Source organism: Rhizobium sp. BT-226, assembly GCF_025847085.2.
GTDB lineage: Bacteria > Pseudomonadota > Alphaproteobacteria > Rhizobiales > Rhizobiaceae > Rhizobium > Rhizobium sophorae.
On the sequence record NZ_JAOYTI010000006.1, the window covers coordinates 58,048 to 75,845 of the forward strand.

Annotated in this window: 15 protein-coding genes; 5 read left to right on the top strand and 10 right to left on the bottom strand. The window is 61.8% G+C overall.

From position 1 onward, the window contains the following. Window positions 1–2: 2 nt before the first annotated feature. The 5 genes from OIU37_RS29535 to OIU37_RS29555 form a co-directional block, all read right to left on the bottom strand. Entirely contained in the window at window positions 3–815 is an 813-nt protein-coding gene (locus tag OIU37_RS29535; RefSeq protein WP_264259473.1) for an ABC transporter permease, read from the bottom strand. Continuing rightward, window positions 805–1,767: an ABC transporter permease gene (locus OIU37_RS29540; protein ID WP_264259475.1), complete on the bottom strand. Its 963-nt coding sequence runs from the start codon at window positions 1,765–1,767 to the stop codon at window positions 805–807. Before OIU37_RS29540 ends, OIU37_RS29535 begins: the two co-directional genes overlap by 11 nt. Further along, window positions 1,764–2,750, bottom strand: coding sequence for an ABC transporter ATP-binding protein (locus OIU37_RS29545; RefSeq protein ID WP_264259477.1), 987 nt, complete (start codon window positions 2,748–2,750; stop codon window positions 1,764–1,766). The genes OIU37_RS29540 and OIU37_RS29545 overlap by 4 nt, the downstream gene beginning before the upstream one ends. 182 nt (window positions 2,751–2,932) lie before the next feature. Next, the gene (locus tag OIU37_RS29550) at window positions 2,933–4,093 is read right to left on the bottom strand and encodes an ABC transporter substrate-binding protein (protein ID WP_264259478.1); all 1,161 of its coding nucleotides are present in this window, start codon (window positions 4,091–4,093) and stop codon (window positions 2,933–2,935) included. A gap of 115 nt (window positions 4,094–4,208) precedes the next feature. Continuing rightward, a complete protein-coding gene (locus OIU37_RS29555; RefSeq protein WP_003566676.1) occupies window positions 4,209–5,117 on the bottom strand; it encodes a LysR family transcriptional regulator in 909 nt (302 codons plus the stop codon). A 179-nt stretch (window positions 5,118–5,296) separates the two neighbouring features. Here OIU37_RS29555 and OIU37_RS29560 point away from each other — a divergent pair, with 179 nt between their 5' ends. Next, window positions 5,297–6,025 carry a hypothetical protein gene (locus OIU37_RS29560; protein ID WP_264259481.1) on the top strand — a complete coding sequence of 243 codons (729 nt, stop codon included), beginning with the start codon at window positions 5,297–5,299 and terminating at the stop codon, window positions 6,023–6,025. A 65-nt stretch (window positions 6,026–6,090) separates the two neighbouring features. Here the strand turns inward: OIU37_RS29560 and lysS are convergent, their stop codons facing one another. The 5 genes from lysS to OIU37_RS29585 form a co-directional block, all read right to left on the bottom strand. Then, on the bottom strand, window positions 6,091–7,587 hold the full coding sequence (gene lysS / locus OIU37_RS29565; protein WP_264259482.1) for a lysine--tRNA ligase: 1,497 nt from the start codon (window positions 7,585–7,587) through the stop codon (window positions 6,091–6,093). A 22-nt stretch (window positions 7,588–7,609) separates the two neighbouring features. Then, a complete protein-coding gene (gltX, locus tag OIU37_RS29570; RefSeq protein ID WP_264259483.1) occupies window positions 7,610–9,076 on the bottom strand; it encodes a glutamate--tRNA ligase in 1,467 nt (488 codons plus the stop codon). 244 nt (window positions 9,077–9,320) lie between these two features. Further along, complete coding sequence (locus OIU37_RS29575) at window positions 9,321–10,076, bottom strand: TerC family protein (RefSeq protein ID WP_182209162.1); 756 nt, start codon at window positions 10,074–10,076, stop codon at window positions 9,321–9,323. Between the two features lie 212 nt (window positions 10,077–10,288). Further along, a complete protein-coding gene (locus OIU37_RS29580) occupies window positions 10,289–11,128 on the bottom strand; it encodes an AraC family transcriptional regulator (RefSeq protein ID WP_182209163.1) in 840 nt (279 codons plus the stop codon). 147 nt (window positions 11,129–11,275) lie between these two features. After that, entirely contained in the window at window positions 11,276–11,968 is a 693-nt protein-coding gene (locus tag OIU37_RS29585) for a TetR/AcrR family transcriptional regulator (protein WP_182209164.1), read from the bottom strand. A 150-nt stretch (window positions 11,969–12,118) separates the two neighbouring features. Here OIU37_RS29585 and OIU37_RS29590 point away from each other — a divergent pair, with 150 nt between their 5' ends. The 4 genes from OIU37_RS29590 (at window position 12,119) to xylB (ending at window position 17,768) form a co-directional block, all read left to right on the top strand. Next, the gene (locus OIU37_RS29590) at window positions 12,119–13,330 is read left to right on the top strand and encodes an HlyD family secretion protein (protein WP_182209165.1); all 1,212 of its coding nucleotides are present in this window, start codon (window positions 12,119–12,121) and stop codon (window positions 13,328–13,330) included. A 128-nt stretch (window positions 13,331–13,458) separates the two neighbouring features. Next, complete coding sequence (locus OIU37_RS29595) at window positions 13,459–15,057, top strand: DHA2 family efflux MFS transporter permease subunit (RefSeq protein ID WP_264259484.1); 1,599 nt, start codon at window positions 13,459–13,461, stop codon at window positions 15,055–15,057. Window positions 15,058–15,266: 209 nt separating this feature from the next. After that, entirely contained in the window at window positions 15,267–16,292 is a 1,026-nt protein-coding gene (locus OIU37_RS29600; RefSeq protein WP_182209167.1) for a LacI family DNA-binding transcriptional regulator, read from the top strand. A 21-nt stretch (window positions 16,293–16,313) separates the two neighbouring features. Further along, complete coding sequence (gene xylB, locus OIU37_RS29605; RefSeq protein WP_264259485.1) at window positions 16,314–17,768, top strand: xylulokinase; 1,455 nt, start codon at window positions 16,314–16,316, stop codon at window positions 17,766–17,768. Window positions 17,769–17,798: the final 30 nt, after the last annotated feature.

The window sequence follows — 17,798 nt, forward strand, 5'->3', positions numbered from 1 at the left end:
CTTTATTTGCCGGCGCCGGCGATCTGGTCGCCATCGCGGGTGAGGTAATAGGCTGCCAGGATCGGCAGGAAGGTGACGAGCACGACGACCATGGCGACCACATTGGTGACGGGGCGCTGGCGCGGGCGGATGAGTTCTTCGAGCATCCAGATCGGCAAGGTCGATTGTTGGCCACCGGTGAAGGTGGTGACGATGACCTCGTCGAAAGACAGCGCGAAGGCAAGCATGCCGCCGGCAAGAAGGGCGGTGCCGATATTCGGCAGGATGACATGGCGGAAGGTTTGAAAGCCGTCGGCGCCGAGATCCATCGAAGCCTCGATCAGCGAGCCGGAGGTGCGGCGGAAGCGGGCGACCGCATTGTTGTAGACGACGACCACGCAGAACGTGGCGTGGCCGAGCACGATCGTCCAGACCGAAAACGGAATGTCGAACAGGCTGAAGGCGGAGCGGAGCGCAATGCCGGTGATGATGCCGGGAAGGGCGATCGGCAGGATGACCAGCAGCGAGATCGCCTCGCGGCCGAAGAACTTCGTCTGGCTGACGGCTGCCGCACAGAGCGTGCCGAGGACCAGCGCGATCGCCGTGGCGATAACGGCGACCTGCACCGAAAGGCTGAGCGCCGACCAGACGTCCGGCCGGTTCCAGGCGACGGTAAACCACTGCAGGGTCAGCCCGGGCGGCGGCCATTGATAGCTCTTCTCCTCTGTCGTGAAGGCATAGACGAAGATCAGCAGGATCGGCAGATGCAGGAAGAGCAGTCCGGCGGCTGCGGCGATCTTCAGGGGCAGTGGCGATCTCTTGGGGTCAGAGCGCATCGAAAGCCCCCAATTTTCTAGCGAGCGACAGATAAAGCGCCATGATGACGATCGGCACGACGGAGAAGGCGGCGGCGAGCGGCACATTGCCTGCCGTTCCCTGCTGGGCATAGACCGCCTGGCCGATAAAGAGCCTGGATGAGCCGATGATCTGCGGGATGATGTAATCACCCAATGTCAGCGAGAAGGTGAAGATCGAACCAGCGACGATGCCGGGGAGCGCTAAGGGCAGGAGCACGGTGCGGAAGGTCTGGCGCGGTGCGGCGCCGAGATCCGCCGAGGCCTCGATCAGGTTGCCGGGCACCCGTTCGAGGGCCGCCTGCGTCGGCAGGATCATATAGGGCAGCCAGATATAGACGAAGACGATGAAGGTGCCGAGGTAGCTGACCGACAGTGAGTTGCCGCCGATGACGGGCAGGTTCAGGATGGCATCGAGCAGCCAGGAGAGATGGAGCTTCTCGAAGATCCAGGTGAGGATGCCCTCCTTGGCGAGGATCAGCTTCCAGGCGTAGATCTTGACGAGATAGCTCGACCAGAGCGGCAGCATGACGCCGAGATAGAAGAGCGCCTTCCATTTGCCTTGCGCATAACGCGCTGCGTAGTAAGCGATCGGAAAGGCGATGAAAGCTGCAGCGATAGTGACCAGCGCCGACATGACGACGGTGCGGATGATGATGTCGAAATTCGTCGGGCTGAGAAGCTGGGCGTAGGTCGAGAGGGTGAATTCGTAATTCACCAGCCCGGAAAAATCGTCGATCGAGAAGAAGCTTTGCAGAAGCAGGGCGATCAGCGAGCCGATATAGATAATGCCGAGCCAGAGCAGCGGCGGCGTCAGCATCAGGAAAAGCAGCAGCTTCGGGTGTCGCCAGAAGGCATCCGATAGCTGACCGAAGAAACCGCCGCGTCCCGGAAGGATCGATGTCTTGCCGCCTGTGATGGTGAGCGTCGTCATGCCGCATCATCCATGTAGTGGATATCGGCCGGCTGCCAGGCGAGGCGGATACCGGCGCCGACATCCGGCACCGGCGCGCCCGCCGGCAGCATGACATGCAGCCGGCTGCCCTTGAGGTCGACGCTGAGACGGGTGGCGGCGCCGAGGAAGCTTGCATTTTCAACTTTCGCCTCGACGCCATCGCTTGCCAGCCGGATCGCTTCGGGGCGCAGGCTTGCCCAGCGTTTCTCGCCGCCGAGCAAGGCCATCAGCTCAGGCGCGATGACGTTCGACGAGCCGACGAAATCGGCGACGAAGCGGGTCTTCGGGCAGCGGTAGATATCCTGCGGCGTGCCTTGCTGGACGATATTGCCATCGTTGAAAACGGCGACGCGGTCGGCCATGGACAGCGCCTCGCCCTGATCGTGGGTGACGAAGACGAAGGTGATGCCGAGCGCGCGCTGCAGGCTCTTCAATTCTTCCTGCATTTGCTCGCGCAGCTTCAGGTCAAGCGCGCCGAGCGGCTCGTCGAGCAGCAGCACTTTCGGTTTGTTGACGAGCGCGCGGGCGAGCGCCACGCGCTGCCGCTGGCCGCCGGACAGCTGGCCGGGGCGGCGGGCGCCGTAGCCCGGCAGCTTGACGAGCTCGAGGGCATCGCCTGCCGCCTTCATCCGCTCCACCTTGCCGACGCCCTTGACCATCAGCCCATAGGCAACATTATCGAGGATATTCAGATGCGGAAAGAGCGCGTAGTCCTGGAACACGGTGTTGACGTTGCGGCGATAGGGCGGAACGCCGTCGGCCGTCTCGCCGAAGATCTGGATATGGCCCGCGGTCGGCTGTTCGAAGCCAGCGATCAATCGCAGGCATGTCGTCTTGCCGGAGCCGGACGGCCCGAGCATGGCGAAGAATTCGCCGGGCGCGATCTCGAGATCGACGCCGTCGACGGCGCGAACCTGGCCGAAATGGCGCGATACCTGCTGGAAACGGACGGCGGGGGTCATTGGGGGCTCCAGAATAACTATGTTCTGCCGTGTCAGCCCCTCATCCGCCCTGCCGGGCACCTTCTCCCCGCGCGCGGGGAGAAGGGGACATGCGGCGCTGCTTTTGCTCACCAACTTGTCGCGGGGCAAGTCCCCTCTCCCCGCAGGCGGGGAGAGGGTTAGGGTGAGGGGCTGTAACGCGATTACCTTCCGCCGATCACGCCGATATAATCCGACACCCAGCGATGATAGGGCACGCATTCGGTCTGCGTCGTGCATTTGGCGACCGGGGTTTTCCAGAACTTGATCTTGTCGAAGTGATCGAAGCCGTTGTTGGCGCAGCCGCTATCGCCCATCAGCTCATTGCCCTTGCAGGCGGCGGGAACGGAGGGCACGGCGCCGAACCAGGCGGCGGCGTCGCCCTGAACCTTGGCCTTCAGCGAATGCTCCATCCACATATAGGCGCAGTTCGGATGTTCGCTGTCAGCGTGCAGCATGGTGGTGTCGGCCCAGCCGGTGACGCCTTCATCCGGGAAAGTGGAGGCGATCTTCTGCTTGTCGGCCTGCAGCAGGTTCACCTGAAAGGGCCAGGAGCCGGAGGCGACGACGCCTTCGTTTTTGAAGTCGTCGATCTGGATCATCGCATCGTGCCAGTAGCGGGAGACGAGCTTGCGCTGGCCGCGCAACAGGTCGAGGGCAGCCTTGTACTGGTCCTCGGTCAATTCGTAGGGATCCTTGATGCCGAGATCCGGCTTGTGGGCCATCAGATACATGGCGGCATCGGCGATGTAGATCGCGCCGTCATAGGCCTGGACGCGGCCCTTGTTCGACTTGCCGTCGGGCAGCGTCTGCTCCTCGAAGACGACGTTCCAGCTGGTCGGCGCCTTGTCCTTGAAGGCATCGGTATTGTACATCAGCACGTTCGGCCCCCAGAGATAGGGCACGCCGTAATGCACGCCGCCGACCGTATACCACGGTCCGTTCTGCAGACGCTCGTCGACGGTCTTGAAGCTCGGGATCAGATCGGTGTTGATCGGCTGGACACGCTTGCCGGCGATGAGACGGAGCGAGGCGTCGCCCGATGCCGTGACAAGATCGAAGCCGCCCTCGTTCATCAGCGACACCATTTCATCCGAGGTGGCGGCGGTCTTGACGGAAACCTTGCAGCCGCTTTCCTTTTCGAAATCGGTGACCCAGTCGTAGTTCTTGTCGGTTTCGCCGCGTTCGATATAGCCGGCCCAGGCGACAATGCTGACCGCACCTTCGCCTTTGCCCAAGGCCTTCAGCGGTTCGGCGGCGATTCCCTGCGTCGCGAAGCTCAGGCAGGCGAGCGCTGCCGTGCAGGATTTCAACAGATTCGTCATCATCCGTCTCCCGGTTTGCCACTTCTGTGGCGGTTGTTCCCGGATGAAAAGGTGACGCGAAAAAGCCGCTTTCGCAAATTCATTTATCAGAAAGACGATATCGGAAATTCCGATATCAGCGGATGCGACCGGATCTCAAGCTTTCGGCGATACCGACGAAATCGCGCGCCGCCTGCGGCAGGCTGGAGCCTTTGCGCCAGACCATGCCGACCTGGACGACCGGCAGCGATCCCGAGACGTCACGGCTCTCGATGCGGTCACCTTCGAGCGACCATGGTCGGTAGACGAGATCAGGAAGCAGGGCTACGCCGGCGCCTGTTGCAACCAGGCTGCGCACCGCCTCCACCGAGCGGGTGCGGAAGGCGACATGCGGGCGGGCGCCGAGTGCCGAGAGCAGCTTGCCGGTGTTCTCCTCGATTTCGTCGACCGTCAGCATGATCAGCGGTTCGCGGGCGATGTCGGCGACCGAGATGATGTCGGCCGATACCAGCGGATGGCCCATCGGCAGCCATAGTCGATAGGGCGAGGTTTCCAAGATCTCCGCCTGCAGCGCCATGCGGTCGCGCAGGTTGGATATCACCATGACGGCGACATCCAATTCGCCGCCAACCAGGAGATGTTCGAGGTAACCGCCATTGTCCTCGATGGCGCTGACCTCGATGCCCGGACAGGCGCGCCGGTATCGCGCCAGGAGATCAGAGAGCACGTAGCCGGCGACAAGCGAGGTGACGCCGATGTTCAGCGTGCCGGAGAGGGCGCTTTGCTGGCCGGAAAAGCTGGTCCGTGCATCGGAGACGGAGGCCAGGATCTTCGTAGCGTGACGCAGGAACTGGTGGCCGTTGTGGGTGATCGTCAGGCCGCGCGGATGGCGCTCGAAGAGTTCGACGCCGAGGTCGGTTTCGAGCTCCTTCAGCGCTTCCGTCACCGAGGATTGCGAGATCGAAAGGTTCTGTGCGGCTCGCGTCACCGAACCCTGTTCGGCGACGGCGACAAAATATTGAACCTGGCGAAGCGTGAAGGCCATGGGGTTTTAGAGCATGGCGGAACGGGCCGTGGCAAGCGGTCGGAAAAAGCGGACCTTTTTTGGTATTTTCCTAAAATGGGGCGGGCTTCGCATGCCCACTTAAACTTTCGGAAACGTCATTTCCTTAGCGTTCTCAGCACTTGTCCTGCGTTGGAGTTTCAGATGGCGGAGCAGTTGGCGTGAAGGCCTTACTGCGCATATTCCGGCCTTCCCGGAAATTGGCAATCATCATTGGCGGAGTCGCTCTTCTCGCGGGCGTTTCTGGCGGTGCGGCTGTCTATGTCGGCAAGGACAGGCTGATCGATGCAACTGGTGGTGGCTACGGGCTCGAATGCAGTGACGTCAACCTGGTGACGATTCGCAAGCAGGATCGCGTCTGGGTGCGCAAATACATCAAGACCGAACCGACCGACGGGATGACGCGGGTCAAGACCGCGCTTCGTGTCGCTCAGGCGGTTTATGCCGCGCAGAAGCCGGATCTGGTGCAGGTGGTGGTGCTCGACGAAAACGGACCGACGATGCGCGCCGATATTCGCGGCCGGGCGATCGGCGCCGATGTCGTCTATATCCCGCATCCCGACAAGACCGTTCCGGGCCTCGACGACAAGTCCTATACAGCGCGCTACTACGACGGAAAGGCCAGCGAAAACGGGCTGTTCTTCGGCGAGCGGATAGAGATGCCGTCCGACGAAATCGCCATGATCAGCGCCGCTTTCAAGGACCCCGAGGATTGCGTCGACCCGGTCGCCGTTGCCTCGACCAAAAGCGAGGAAAAAGGCAAAAAGGCCGCAGGCGGCGGGCATGGCGCAGCGACGGCAGCCGAAAGCGAAGCCGCGCCGGCTGCAGGCGGCCACGGCGCAGATGCACCGGCCGAAGAGCCGCCGGCTGAAGCCGCCAAAACCCACTGAACAGCGGGCATGAAAAAAGCGGAGTGCCCGCCGGCCCCCGCTTTGTTTTTGTGAGCTTCTTCCTGTCAGTCGGCCTTGCTGCGGCGGGCCGGGAAGAGGATGACGTCGCGGATCGACGGCGCATTGGTCAGCAGCATGATGAGACGGTCGACGCCGATGCCGAGGCCACCTGCCGGGGGCATGCCCTGGTCGATCGCGTCGAGGAATTCCTCGTCGAGCTGCTTTTCCTTTTCGCCGCGGGCATGCGCCTGTTCGAGCTGCTCGACCATACGACGGCGCTGCTCTTCGGGATCGTTGAGTTCCGAGAAGGCGTTGCCGAGTTCCCAGGCGTTGCAATAGGTCTCGAAGCGCTCGACGAGGCGCGGCTCGCCCGGCACTTCCTTGGCGAAGGGCGAAATGTCCTTCGGGAAATGCGTGACATGCGACGGCTGGATCAGCGTCTGCTCGACCTTCTCTTCGAAGATGAAGGCGAGGCATTCACCCCAGGTCCAATCCTTCTCGACCGCGAAGCCTGCAGCCTTGGCGGCGGCGCGGGCCTCTTCATCGGTCTTGATGGCGCGGAAATCGATACCGGTCGCTTCCTTGACGGCGTCGGGCATCGGCACGCGCTTGAACGGACCCTTGAAGGACATGGTCTTGTCGCCGAAGGGGAATTCCGTCGAACCGTGAATGGAGAGCGCCAAGGTTTCGAACAGCCGCTCGACGAGGTCCATGATGTCTTCGTAGTCGGCATAGGCCCAGTAACACTCCATCATGGTGAATTCGGGATTGTGCCGAGTGGAAACGCCTTCGTTACGGAAGTTCCGGTTGATCTCGAAGACCTTGTCGGTCAGCCCCGAGACCAGCGTGCGCTTGAGGAACAGTTCGGGCGCGATGCGCAGGTACATGTCGAGCTTCAACGTGTTGTGATGCGTCTTGAACGGCTCGGCGGTGGCGCCGCCATAGACCGAATGCAGCATCGGCGTCTCGACTTCCATGAAGCCGTCATTTTCCATGAAGCGGCGGATGCCGGAGAGGATCTTCGAGCGCTGCTGGAAGCGCAGCTTCGAATCCTCGTTGGTCATGATGTCGAGATGGCGCTTGCGGTAGCGCAGTTCGATATCGGAGAGACCGTGCCACTTCTCCGGCATCGGCAGCAGCGACTTCGTCAGCATGGTGATGGTCTGTGCGTTGATCGTCAGCTCGCCACGCTTGGTGCGGCGCACGATGCCGGTGACGCCGATGATGTCGCCGATGTCGATCATCGGCAGCAGCGCGCGGGCTTCTTCCGGGGTCGTGTCCTTGTGACTGAAAATTTGGATCTTGCCGCCGGCATCGTGGATGTCCATGAACATGCCGGAGTTGCGCGACGAGTAGACGCGGCCGGCGACGGTGACGACATCCTGCGTCTCGACGTCAGCTTCCAGGTTCTCATATTTCGCGATGAGTTCGGCATTGGTCATCGTGCGGTGGAAATGCGCCGGATAGACCTCGCCGATCTGCTCACGCAGCAGCTTCAGCTTCTGGGCGCGCACTTCCGTCGCGTCGGAGGAAAGGGTGTTTTCGGTCTTGTTGTCAGCCACTGTCGAAATCCTCTGACTTTTCTTACTTCGAGCCGACGAGGGCGGCGACCGCCTGCGAGGCGAGCTTCAGGCGCTGACGCACAACGGACCGGCCGAGGATCGCCATGGAATCGAAGAGTGGCAGCGAGCGCGACGAGCCGGACACGGCAACGAAAAGCGGCGAGACCACGACCTTCAGCTTCTTGCCCATGCGGTCGGCGATCGCGCGCAGCTCCGCCTCGATCGTCTCGACATTCCATTCCAGGATCTTTTCGAGATCCGGCTGAACGGTGTTGAGGATATCCAGGATCTCTTCCGGCGGCGACTTGATCTTGGCGAAGTCGGAAGGCTGCAGGCCAAGATCGGACTTCAGCAGGAAGCCTGCGAGATCGGGCAGCTCGCCGAGCTTGGAAATGCGCGTCTGCGACAGCCGCAGACCTTCCTTCACGCGGTCGTTTTCCATCGCCCAGGTCAGCACACGTGCCTGGAATTCCTCTTCGGAGAGCTTCTCGCGGATCCAGCGGCCGTTCAGCCAGTCGAGCTTCTGAATGTCGAAGATCGCGCCGGCCTTGGAGAGGTTCTCCGGATCGAACTTCGCGGAGAGCTCGTCCATATCCAGCAGTTCTTCGCCTTCGGCAATCTGGATGAAGAACAGGCCGAGGAAGTTCATCAGCGCCTCGGGGATGTAGCCGAGCGCGGAGTAATAGGAGATCGAGGTCGGGTTCTTGCGCTTCGACAGCTTCGACTTGTCGGCATTGCGCATCAGCGACAGATGCATGAAGACCGGCTGGTCCCAGCCGAAATAGCGATAAAGCAGGATATGCTTCGGCACCGAAGCCAGCCACTCTTCACCGCGGGCGACATGGGTGATCTTCATCAGATGGTCGTCGATGACGTTGGCCATATGATAGGTCGGCATGCCGTCGGCCTTGACGAGCACCTGCATGTCGACCGAATCCCACGGGATCGACACGTCGCCATAGACGCCGTCGGTAAAGTCGCAGGAGCCTTCGGCCGGGATCTTCATGCGGATGACGGTCGTTTCGCCGGCGGCCATGCGCGAGGTGACCTCCTCGGCTGTGAGGTTGAGGCAGAGACCATCGTACTTCGGCGGCTTGCCGGCGGCGCGCTGGGTTTCCCGCATTTGCTCCAGCCGTGCGGGCGTGCAGAAACAGCGGAAGGCATGGCCCTTGTCCAGCAATTCCTGCCCGTAAGGTTGGTACATGTCCTTGCGGTCGGACTGGCGATAGGGGCCGTAGGGGCCGCCGATATCAGGGCCTTCCTTCCATTCCAGCCCGCACCATTTCAGTGCGTCCAACACCTTCGTCTCGAATTCCGGGGTCGAGCGCGTCGCATCGGTATCCTCGATGCGCAGGATGAACTCGCCGCCGTGCTTCTTGGCGAAAAGGTAGTTGAAGAGAGCGATGTAAGCGGTGCCGACATGCGGCTCGCCGGTCGGCGAGGGAGCGATGCGGACGCGGACGCCGGTGGCTGTCCCGGAAACTGTCATTGTGTGTGCCCGTCAATGAATGCCGGACGGCTTTCATGGGAAAGCGACGTTCGGCCGGAAGGATGCAGATAGCTTCATCGGCCAACCGGCCGGAAAAAGGGCATGCGCCCGCACTATCCGCCGATCGTCCGTTCGGCTGGCCTTAGGCCATATTCAACCGGGCGCGTCAAGAAAAACCACGCCTGCAAAGGTCTGATGGCGGCGGGTGAGGGCGCGGCGGTTCGGCCGCGCTCCAGCCCAAGCCTCAATGAGCGCCGCCTCGTTTCCGCTTGCGGGCGTTGCGCGCGAACATGTTCAGCACCTCGACCAGCGCCGAGAAGGCCATGGCGGCGTAGACGTAGCCCTTCGGCACGTGGAAGCCCATGCCATCGGCGATCAGTGTCGTACCGATCATCAGCAGGAAGGCGAGCGCCAGCATGACGATCGTCGGATTCCGCTCGATGAAGTTGGCGAGGGGCGTCGCGGCGACCAGCATGACGGTGACGGCGGCGACGACTGCGACTACCATGATCGGCAGATGCGGCGTCATGCCGACGGCGGTGATGATGCTGTCGACGGAGAAGACGAGATCGAGCAGCAGGATCTGGCCGATGGCCGATGCAAAGCCTGTCGTGGCCGAACTTGCGATGAAGTCCTCGCCGTGATCTTCCGGATCGACGCTGTGGTGGATTTCCTTGGTGGCCTTCCAGACGAGGAACAGACCGCCGGCAATCAGGATCAGATCCTTCCAGGAGAAGCCGTGGCCGAAGGCTTCAAACAGCGGTTCGGTCAGTTGCACGATCCAGGCGATGGTGCCGAGCAGGACGAGACGCATGACGAGCGCAAGACCGATACCGATCTTGCGGGCCTTTTCCCGGTGCTGGGGCGGCAGTTTGTTGGTGAGAATGGAAATGAAGATCAGGTTGTCGATCCCGAGAACGATTTCCATCACCACCAGCGTGATGAGCGCCACCCAGGCGGCCGGATCCTGAATGAGCGTCATGATTTCCTGCATCAGCATATATCCCTTTTGCGTCAGGTGAGTATTGACGCTCGCAATGTAATGTTGCCGGCCTCTCAGGCAAGCGCCGCAAGGGGGTATACGAAACCGATGTGACTTTTATTCCCTAGAACAGGATGATTTAAGGTCGGGTCGGCCTTAAATTTGAATCCTGTTCTAAATTAAAGAGTTAGAGCATGATGTCGTCCGAAAACCGTTGACGCTTTCCGGCATCATGCTTTGACCGGCAACCAGATTTCGGTGATGCCCATGCCGGTATAGGGGTCGAAGCGCTCGTCGTAGCGTTCGAACATGTCGGGTGTCTCGCCGTGCTCCAGGCCTGAGGTTGGCCACCATGCGCCAAATATCCGGTTCATGGTCGCTGGAATGCCGGAGACATGGCCGCGATGGGTAAAGACGACGTAACGCTGGCCCGGAAGCTTGAGCGTTGCAAAATCCGCCGGCAGATCGCCGGCATCGGAAATTTCGACCGCGGCCATATAGCGGAATTTCTCCGCTTCACCGTCGATATGCGTACAGATGCCGTAGGCGACATTGCCTTTCTGGCCGGAGATATGACCGAAATGGGCGTTGAATTTCTGCCAGAGAGAGGGAATGGCGGCATTGCCGCCATAGGGGTAGGTCTCCTGCAAGCCGGCAAACAGCATCGGTTGGAGGGTTTCGAAACGGGGCGGTTCGAGGTCGTTGAGGTGGGCGGGGTCCATTCTGATCGGCTCCAGCAAGACAAGGTTACGGGCGTGCCCCTGTCTGCGCACCGCATCCGGCGTCATGCCGAACTGGTCGCGGAAGGCACGGGTGAAGGCTTCGTGCGAGCCGTAGCCGGCGCAAAGCGCAACCTCGAGAATGGTGGATGAACCGCCGACCAGAGCCGGCACGGCGCGGCTGAGGCGGCGCCCTCTTACATAGCCGCTGATCGAGTGACCGGTGACGAGCCCGAAGACGCGCGACAGATGGTAGCGCGACAATCCGGCTGCTTCCGATATCTCTTCCAGCGATATATCGCTTTCGAAATGGCTCTCTATGAACCAGATCGCCCGTCCGACGGCGCTCATTCTCACTCTCCTACAGCGCCGCGCCTCTTTTTGCGAGGCGCAAAGGACGCTGTAACACTTTGCAGTGGTTGCGGCTTCTTCCTTAAAGAAAAACCGGCAGCCGGATTTGATCGCTATTGCGGAATTTTGGCCGATGGAACGTGGCGGTCAAGGATGCGGTCGGACGGTCTCGTGCCGGCGTGCGCCGTAGGCGGCCATGAAGACCCGGATCGCGCCGCGGATGACGCGCTCGATTTCGTCACGCGGCGGCGGCTCTTCCATGCTTCCGAACAGGCGGAGCTTGAAGAAACTACCGCTGGCGAGATCGAGAAACTGGCCGGCGGCCAGATCGATGTCGTCGATTTCCAGCCTGCCTTCGGCGATGTGCCGCTCCAGGAAATCGCGCATGATGGTGCGCAGGTTTACCGGACCCTTGAAGAAGCGCTGACAGAGCACCGGCATGCGGTCGCGAACGCCGAGAACGGTGCGCATCGCGCTGATGACCTTTTCATCGGTCATATGGGTGACGAAGCTTATCCCGAATTCGTACAGGCCGGCTTCGGGGTCGTCATGTTCGGCAAGCGCCGTGCGTACGGCCGCCACGAAGGCGGCGCGCTCGGCCTCGATCATCGCCGAAAACAGTTCTTCCTTGTTGGTAAAATAGACGTAGAGCGTTCCCTTGGAGACGCCGGCCTCGCGCGTCACGTCATTCATGCTGGCGGCGTCGAAACCCATCTTCATGAAGACGCGCTTGGCGCCCGCGAGGATCTGCTGGCGCTTGGCCGGATCTTCGCCTGCGGCAAATCGGCCTCCGGCAGCGGGAGGACTGAATACGGCGGCGTGGTCGGGTGTCAGCGTCATGTCCTCTTAACTGTGTTGACGGTTTCGCATGTTCTTTAAAAGAAATCGAACCGATTGGTTCTACGCTCTTGATATGACGATAAAACAGGTTTAGGTCAACTGAACCGAACCGTTCAGTTCGATTATTTACTCCAGATCGGTAAAGTGGCCATGTCGAGCAACCAGAAGCGCAATGTCGCGCGTATCGTCAGCGAAAACGCCGGAACCGAAGAGGTAAAGGCCGAGGTCGTGGCCGTAGAAGCTCCGACGGCGGAAGCCCGCGAAGTTCCCTCTGCTCCCGCGCAGTCGGCGCCGGCTTCGGTCGCCGCACCCGCGGCTGCGAAGAAGCGCCGCAGCCTGGTGCTGCCGATCGTCGTGCTCGCCCTTCTCGCCGGCGGCGGATGGTATGGTTACGAATGGTGGACGAACGGCCGCTTCATGGTGTCGACCGACGACGCCTATATCGAGGGCGATATCGCAACGATTTCGCCGAAGGTCACGGGCTACGTGGCGAAGGTGAACGTTGTCGCCAACCAGGAAGTCAAAGCGGGCGACGTGCTTGCCACGCTTGATAACGGCGACTATCAGAACGCCCTCGACTTGGCCCAGGCCCAGATCGTCACCGAACAGCTTTCTCTGCAGCGTATCGACGCGCAGATCGAAGGCGCGAATGCGAGCCTCGTGCAGGCGCAGGCGCAGAAGGTGGCACTCGAAGCGGCCGTTCGCGGTGCCGAAATCACCCAGAAGCGCCAGAGCGACCTTCAGGCGAAATCGGTCGGCACCGCCGCCGATCTCGACAATGCCAATATCGCCCTCGACCAGGCCAAGGCCAATCTTGCCGGCGGCGATGCCAACATCACCGCTGCACAGGCCAATATCACCATCCTCCAGGCCCAGCGCAAGGAAGCCGAAGGCTCGGTGCGTTCGCTGGAAATCTCGCGCGACAAGGCCGCCCGCGACCTTTCCTTCACCGTGCTCAAGGCGCCTTATGACGGCATTGTCGGCAACCGCTCCGTCCAGGAAGGCGACCTCGTCTCTCCCGGTCAGCGCCTGATGGCGCTGGTTCCGGTGCGCCAGCTCTATATCGACGCCAATTTCAAGGAAACGCAGATCCAGCATCTGGTGCCGGGCTCGAAGGTCAACGTCCAGGTCGATGCCTATAGCGATCATCCGATCGTCGGCACCGTCGAATCGATCTCGCCGGCTTCCGGCTCGGTCTTTTCGCTGCTTCCGCCGGAAAACGCCACCGGCAACTTCACCAAGGTGATCCAGCGGGTGCCGGTGCGGATCGCGCTGCCGCAGGATGCGCTCGACAGCGGGCGTCTGCGCGCGGGCCTGAGCGTCGTCGTCGACGTCGACACCCGTACGGCGCCGAGCAAGTAAGCCTTCAGAGCAATTCCAGCAAAAGTGTGCAGCGGTTTTGCGCCCGGACTTGCGTGAAAACAAAGAGATAGAGCAATTCCGTGATTCGAAGAAAAACGGAACTGCTCTAGAAAGGCAGAGGTGATCTGATGGCCGGGAGCGCGACAGCAACGGCGGGAACGATACCGGCGGCACCCGCGCATGCCGACGAGCGCATGGATCCGAAGAAGCTCATCGCCTTCTTCGCGATGGTGCTCGGCATGTTCATGTCGATCCTCGACATCCAGATCGTCTCGGCCTCGCTTGCCGAAATCCAGGCCGGCCTTTCGGCCGGCAGCGACGAGATCGGCTGGGTGCAGACGTCCTATCTGATCGCCGAAGTGATCATGATCCCGCTGTCCGGTACGCTGGCGCGCATCATCTCGACGCGTTATCTCTTCGCGATCTCGGCCGCCGGCTTCACCATGGCGAGTGCGCTGGCGGCGACGGCGACGAATATCGACCAGATGATCGTCTACCGGGTCATCCAGGGCTTCATCGGCGGCGGCATGATCCCGTCGGTCTTCGCGGCCGCCTTCACCATCTTCCCGCCGTCGAAGCGCAGCATCGTCTCGCCGATCATCGGCTTGATTGCGACGCTGGCGCCGACCATCGGTCCGACCGTCGGCGGTTATCTCAGTCATGCCTTTTCATGGCACTGGCTGTTCCTCGTCAACATCGTGCCTGGCATCATCGTCACGATCGTCACCTGGAACTTCATCGATTTCGACAAGCCGGAACTATCGCTCTTCAAGAAGTTCGACTGGTGGGGTCTGATCTCGATGGGCGTCTTCCTCGGCGCGCTGGAATATGTGCTCGAAGAGGGCAATTCGAACGACTGGTTCAACGACAGCTACATCACCATAGCGGCCGTCGCTTCCGGCGCTGCAGCCATCGTCTTCTTCCATCGCGCCTTCACGGTGGATTTCCCCGTTGTCGACCTCAAGGCCTTTTCGAACCGGAATTTCTCCTTCGGCTCGGTGTTTTCCTTCGTTATGGGCATCGGCCTCTATGGTCTCACCTATATCTATCCGGTCTATCTCGGGCGCATCCGCGGCTATGATTCACTGATGATCGGCGAGACGATGTTCGTCTCCGGGCTGGCGATGTTCCTCACCGCGCCCATCGCCGGACGGCTGTCGACCAAGATGGACCTGCGCCTGATGATGGTGATCGGCTTCGTCAGCTTCGCCGCCGGCACCTTCATCATGATGCATCTGACGGCGGATTGGGATTTCTACGAGCTTTTCATCCCGCAGATCCTGCGCGGCTTCGGGCTGATGATGTGCATGGTGCCGATCAACAATATCGCGCTCGGCACGATGCCGCCCTCGCGCATCCGCGGCGCGTCCGGCCTGTTCAATCTGACCAGAAACCTCGGCGGCGCCGTCGGCCTTGCCGTCATCAATACCGTGCTGACCAACCGGCAGGACGTGCACTACGAGCGGCTGCGGGAGAATATGGACTGGGGCAATCCGGCGGCGATCGACCAGATGAATAACATGGCCGCCAATTTCAACAGCTACGGCATGGATGGCGCCTCGGTTGCGATCAAGCAGATGGTCGGCCTTGCCACCAAACAGGCGATCATCCTCTCCTTCAGCGACGTATTCCTGATCCTGACCGCGCTTTTCTTGGCGATGATCCTCGGTGTCGCCATGATCAAGAAACCCGCGCCGCAAGGCGGGGGAGGCGGTGGCGGCCACTGACCTCCGGCCTGCCGCCCCTTGAAAAGGCCCTCTTCGGAGGGCCTTTTTGTTGCTGTTTTCCGGCCACTGTGTCATCACGCGGATGATCGCCGACCGGTTCGGTCCGAAACGAACAGATAATGCCGGGAAAACGATGCGGAAACCAGCCCGTTCGATTTTTTGATTTACGTACATCAAAATTGGCGCTAATGGTCTCGTCAGGAGGAATGATGAGGCCAACTGTTCACGATATCGCCGCCGCCGCCGGTGTCAGTCTGGCGACTGTCGACCGGGTTCTCAACCAGCGTCCCGGTGTGCGCCACGTCACGCGGGAAAAGGTCGAGACCGCGATCCGCGAGCTCGGTTATGTCAGAGATGTCGCCGCCGCCAATCTCGCCAAGGGGCGCACCTATCCGCTGGTCTTCATCCTCCCGGCCAGCGACAATTCCTTCATGCACGGGCTCAATGCCGAGATCCGCCAGGCAGTCCTCCGTTCGTCGGCCGAGCGCACCGATATCCGCACCATCGAGGTGCCGGCTTTCGATCCGGCCGCCCTCGTCTCCGTGCTCGAAGGGCTTGCCCGCGAAAAGCCCTGCGGCATCGCGCTGGTTGCGACCGATGCGCCTGACGTGCGCGCCGCCGTCGACAGGCTGGTGCGCGAGCGCTTTCCCATCGTCACCCTGGTTTCCGATCTCACGGGGTCGCTACGCCATCACTATGCCGGCGTCGACAATATCGCCGCCGGCCGGACCGCCGCCCGCCTGCTCGGGCGATTCCTTGGGCCGCGAAAGGGCGAAATCGCCGTGCTCGCCGGCTCCATGCTGGTGCGCGACCATCGCGAGCGGCTGGAGGGTTTTAGCGCAGTCATGGCCGAGGAGTTTCCTGATCTGGCGATCCTGCCGGTTCTCGAAGGCCGCGACGACCCGGAGGTCGCCCATATGCTCGTCGCCGACGCGCTTTCGAGGAATGCCGGGATCGTTGGCGTTTACAGCCTCGGCGCCGGCAATCGCGGCTTGATCCGGGCGCTGAAGGAGAAGGCCGTCGACCGCGTGCTGACCGTAATTGCCCACGAACTGACCGCTCATACGCGCGCAGCACTCATCGACAATACGATCGATGCGATCCTCAACCAGGATGCCGGCCATGAGGTGCGCAGCGCCATCCGCGTGCTGAAAGCCAAGGCGGACGGGCTTGCCGTCATCGAAGCGCAGGAGCGCATCCGCCTCGACATATTCCTGAAAGACAATCTGCCGTAACGGCAAAGGGAGAAACACCACATGTATCTGGGTCTGGATCTCGGAACCTCCGGCGTCAAGGCGATGCTGATCGACGGTGATCAGAAGATCGTCGGCTCGGCCAATGGTTCGCTCGACGTCTCGCGTCCACATTCCGGCTGGTCGGAGCAGGAGCCGGCCCACTGGGTGCGCGCCACGGAGGAGGCCGTTGCCGGCCTCAAGGCAAAACATCCGAAGGAGCTTGCCGCGGTCAAGGGCATCGGCCTTTCCGGCCAGATGCATGGCGCAACGCTTATCGACGCCACCGACAAGGTGCTGCGCCCCTGCATCCTCTGGAACGACACACGCAGCTACGTCGAGGCGGCTGCACTCGATGCTGATCCGCGATTTCGCGCACTCACCGGCAACATCGTCTTCCCCGGCTTTACGGCGCCGAAGCTCGCCTGGATCGAGAAGCATGAGCCCGATGTCTTCGCCAAGATCGCCAAGGTGCTCCTGCCGAAGGACTATCTGCGTCTCTGGCTGACCGGCGAATATATCTCGGAAATGTCGGATTCGGCCGGCACCTCCTGGCTCGACACCGGCAAGCGCGCCTGGTCCTCCGAACTGCTGGCCGCCACCAACCTGTCCGAAGAGCAGATGCCGGCGCTCGTCGAAGGCACCGAGCAGGCCGGTAAGCTGCGGTCCGAACTGGCGGCGCAATGGGGTATATCAGGTGATGTCGTCGTTGCCGGCGGTGCCGGCGACAATGCGGCCTCGGCCTGCGGCATGGGCACGGTCAGCGATGGCGCCGCCTTCGTCTCGCTCGGCACCTCGGGCGTGCTTTTTGCTGCCAACGCTTCCTATTTGCCGAAGCCGGAAAGCGCCGTGCATGCCTTCTGCCACGCGCTGCCGAACACCTGGCACCAGATGGGTGTCATCCTGTCGGCGACCGATGCGCTCAACTGGCATTCCGGTGTCACCGGCAAATCGGCCGCCGATCTCACCGGCGAACTCGGCGAGACGCTGAAGGCGCCGACCGGTGTCACTTTCCTGCCCTATCTCTCCGGCGAGCGCACGCCGCACAATGATGCCGTCATCCGCGGCGCCTTCATCGGCCTTGAACATGAAAGCAGCCGTGTCGTTCTTACCCAGGCGGTGCTCGAAGGTGTCGCCTTCGCCATCCGCGACAATCTCGAAGCGCTGCGTTCGGCCGGCACCGGCATATCCCGCGTCACGGCAATCGGCGGCGGTTCGCGCTCGCGTTACTGGCTGGCGTCGATCGCGACCGCCCTCGGCGTTCCGGTCGATCTGCCGGCCGACGGCGATTTCGGCGCGGCCTTCGGCGCCGCCCGCCTCGGCCTGATCGCGGCAACGGGCGCGGATCCGATTGCGGTTTGCACGCCGCCGGTGACGGCCGGCACGATCGAGCCGGTGGCGTCGTTGAGCGGCGCTTATGAGGACGCGTATACGCGCTACCGCGCACTTTATCCGGCGATCAAATCGCTGGCGCACTGAGAACTGGAGCCAGCGGCCCCCTCATCCGAC

Coding starts and splice junctions, on each gene's coding strand:
- OIU37_RS29555 (WP_003566676.1), bottom strand. CDS start 5,117: ATGGCCTTCACGCTTCGCCAGGTTCAATATTTTGTCGCCGTCGCCGAA.
- gltX (WP_264259483.1), bottom strand. CDS start 9,076: ATGACAGTTTCCGGGACAGCCACCGGCGTCCGCGTCCGCATCGCTCCC.
- OIU37_RS29575 (WP_182209162.1), bottom strand. CDS start 10,076: ATGCTGATGCAGGAAATCATGACGCTCATTCAGGATCCGGCCGCCTGG.
- xylB (WP_264259485.1), top strand. CDS start 16,314: ATGTATCTGGGTCTGGATCTCGGAACCTCCGGCGTCAAGGCGATGCTG.
- OIU37_RS29545 (WP_264259477.1), bottom strand. CDS start 2,750: ATGACCCCCGCCGTCCGTTTCCAGCAGGTATCGCGCCATTTCGGCCAG.
- OIU37_RS29550 (WP_264259478.1), bottom strand. CDS start 4,093: ATGACGAATCTGTTGAAATCCTGCACGGCAGCGCTCGCCTGCCTGAGC.
- OIU37_RS29585 (WP_182209164.1), bottom strand. CDS start 11,968: ATGACGCTGACACCCGACCACGCCGCCGTATTCAGTCCTCCCGCTGCC.
- OIU37_RS29535 (WP_264259473.1), bottom strand. CDS start 815: ATGCGCTCTGACCCCAAGAGATCGCCACTGCCCCTGAAGATCGCCGCA.
- OIU37_RS29540 (WP_264259475.1), bottom strand. CDS start 1,767: ATGACGACGCTCACCATCACAGGCGGCAAGACATCGATCCTTCCGGGA.
- OIU37_RS29590 (WP_182209165.1), top strand. CDS start 12,119: ATGTCGAGCAACCAGAAGCGCAATGTCGCGCGTATCGTCAGCGAAAAC.
- OIU37_RS29600 (WP_182209167.1), top strand. CDS start 15,267: ATGAGGCCAACTGTTCACGATATCGCCGCCGCCGCCGGTGTCAGTCTG.
- OIU37_RS29580 (WP_182209163.1), bottom strand. CDS start 11,128: ATGAGCGCCGTCGGACGGGCGATCTGGTTCATAGAGAGCCATTTCGAA.
- OIU37_RS29595 (WP_264259484.1), top strand. CDS start 13,459: ATGGCCGGGAGCGCGACAGCAACGGCGGGAACGATACCGGCGGCACCC.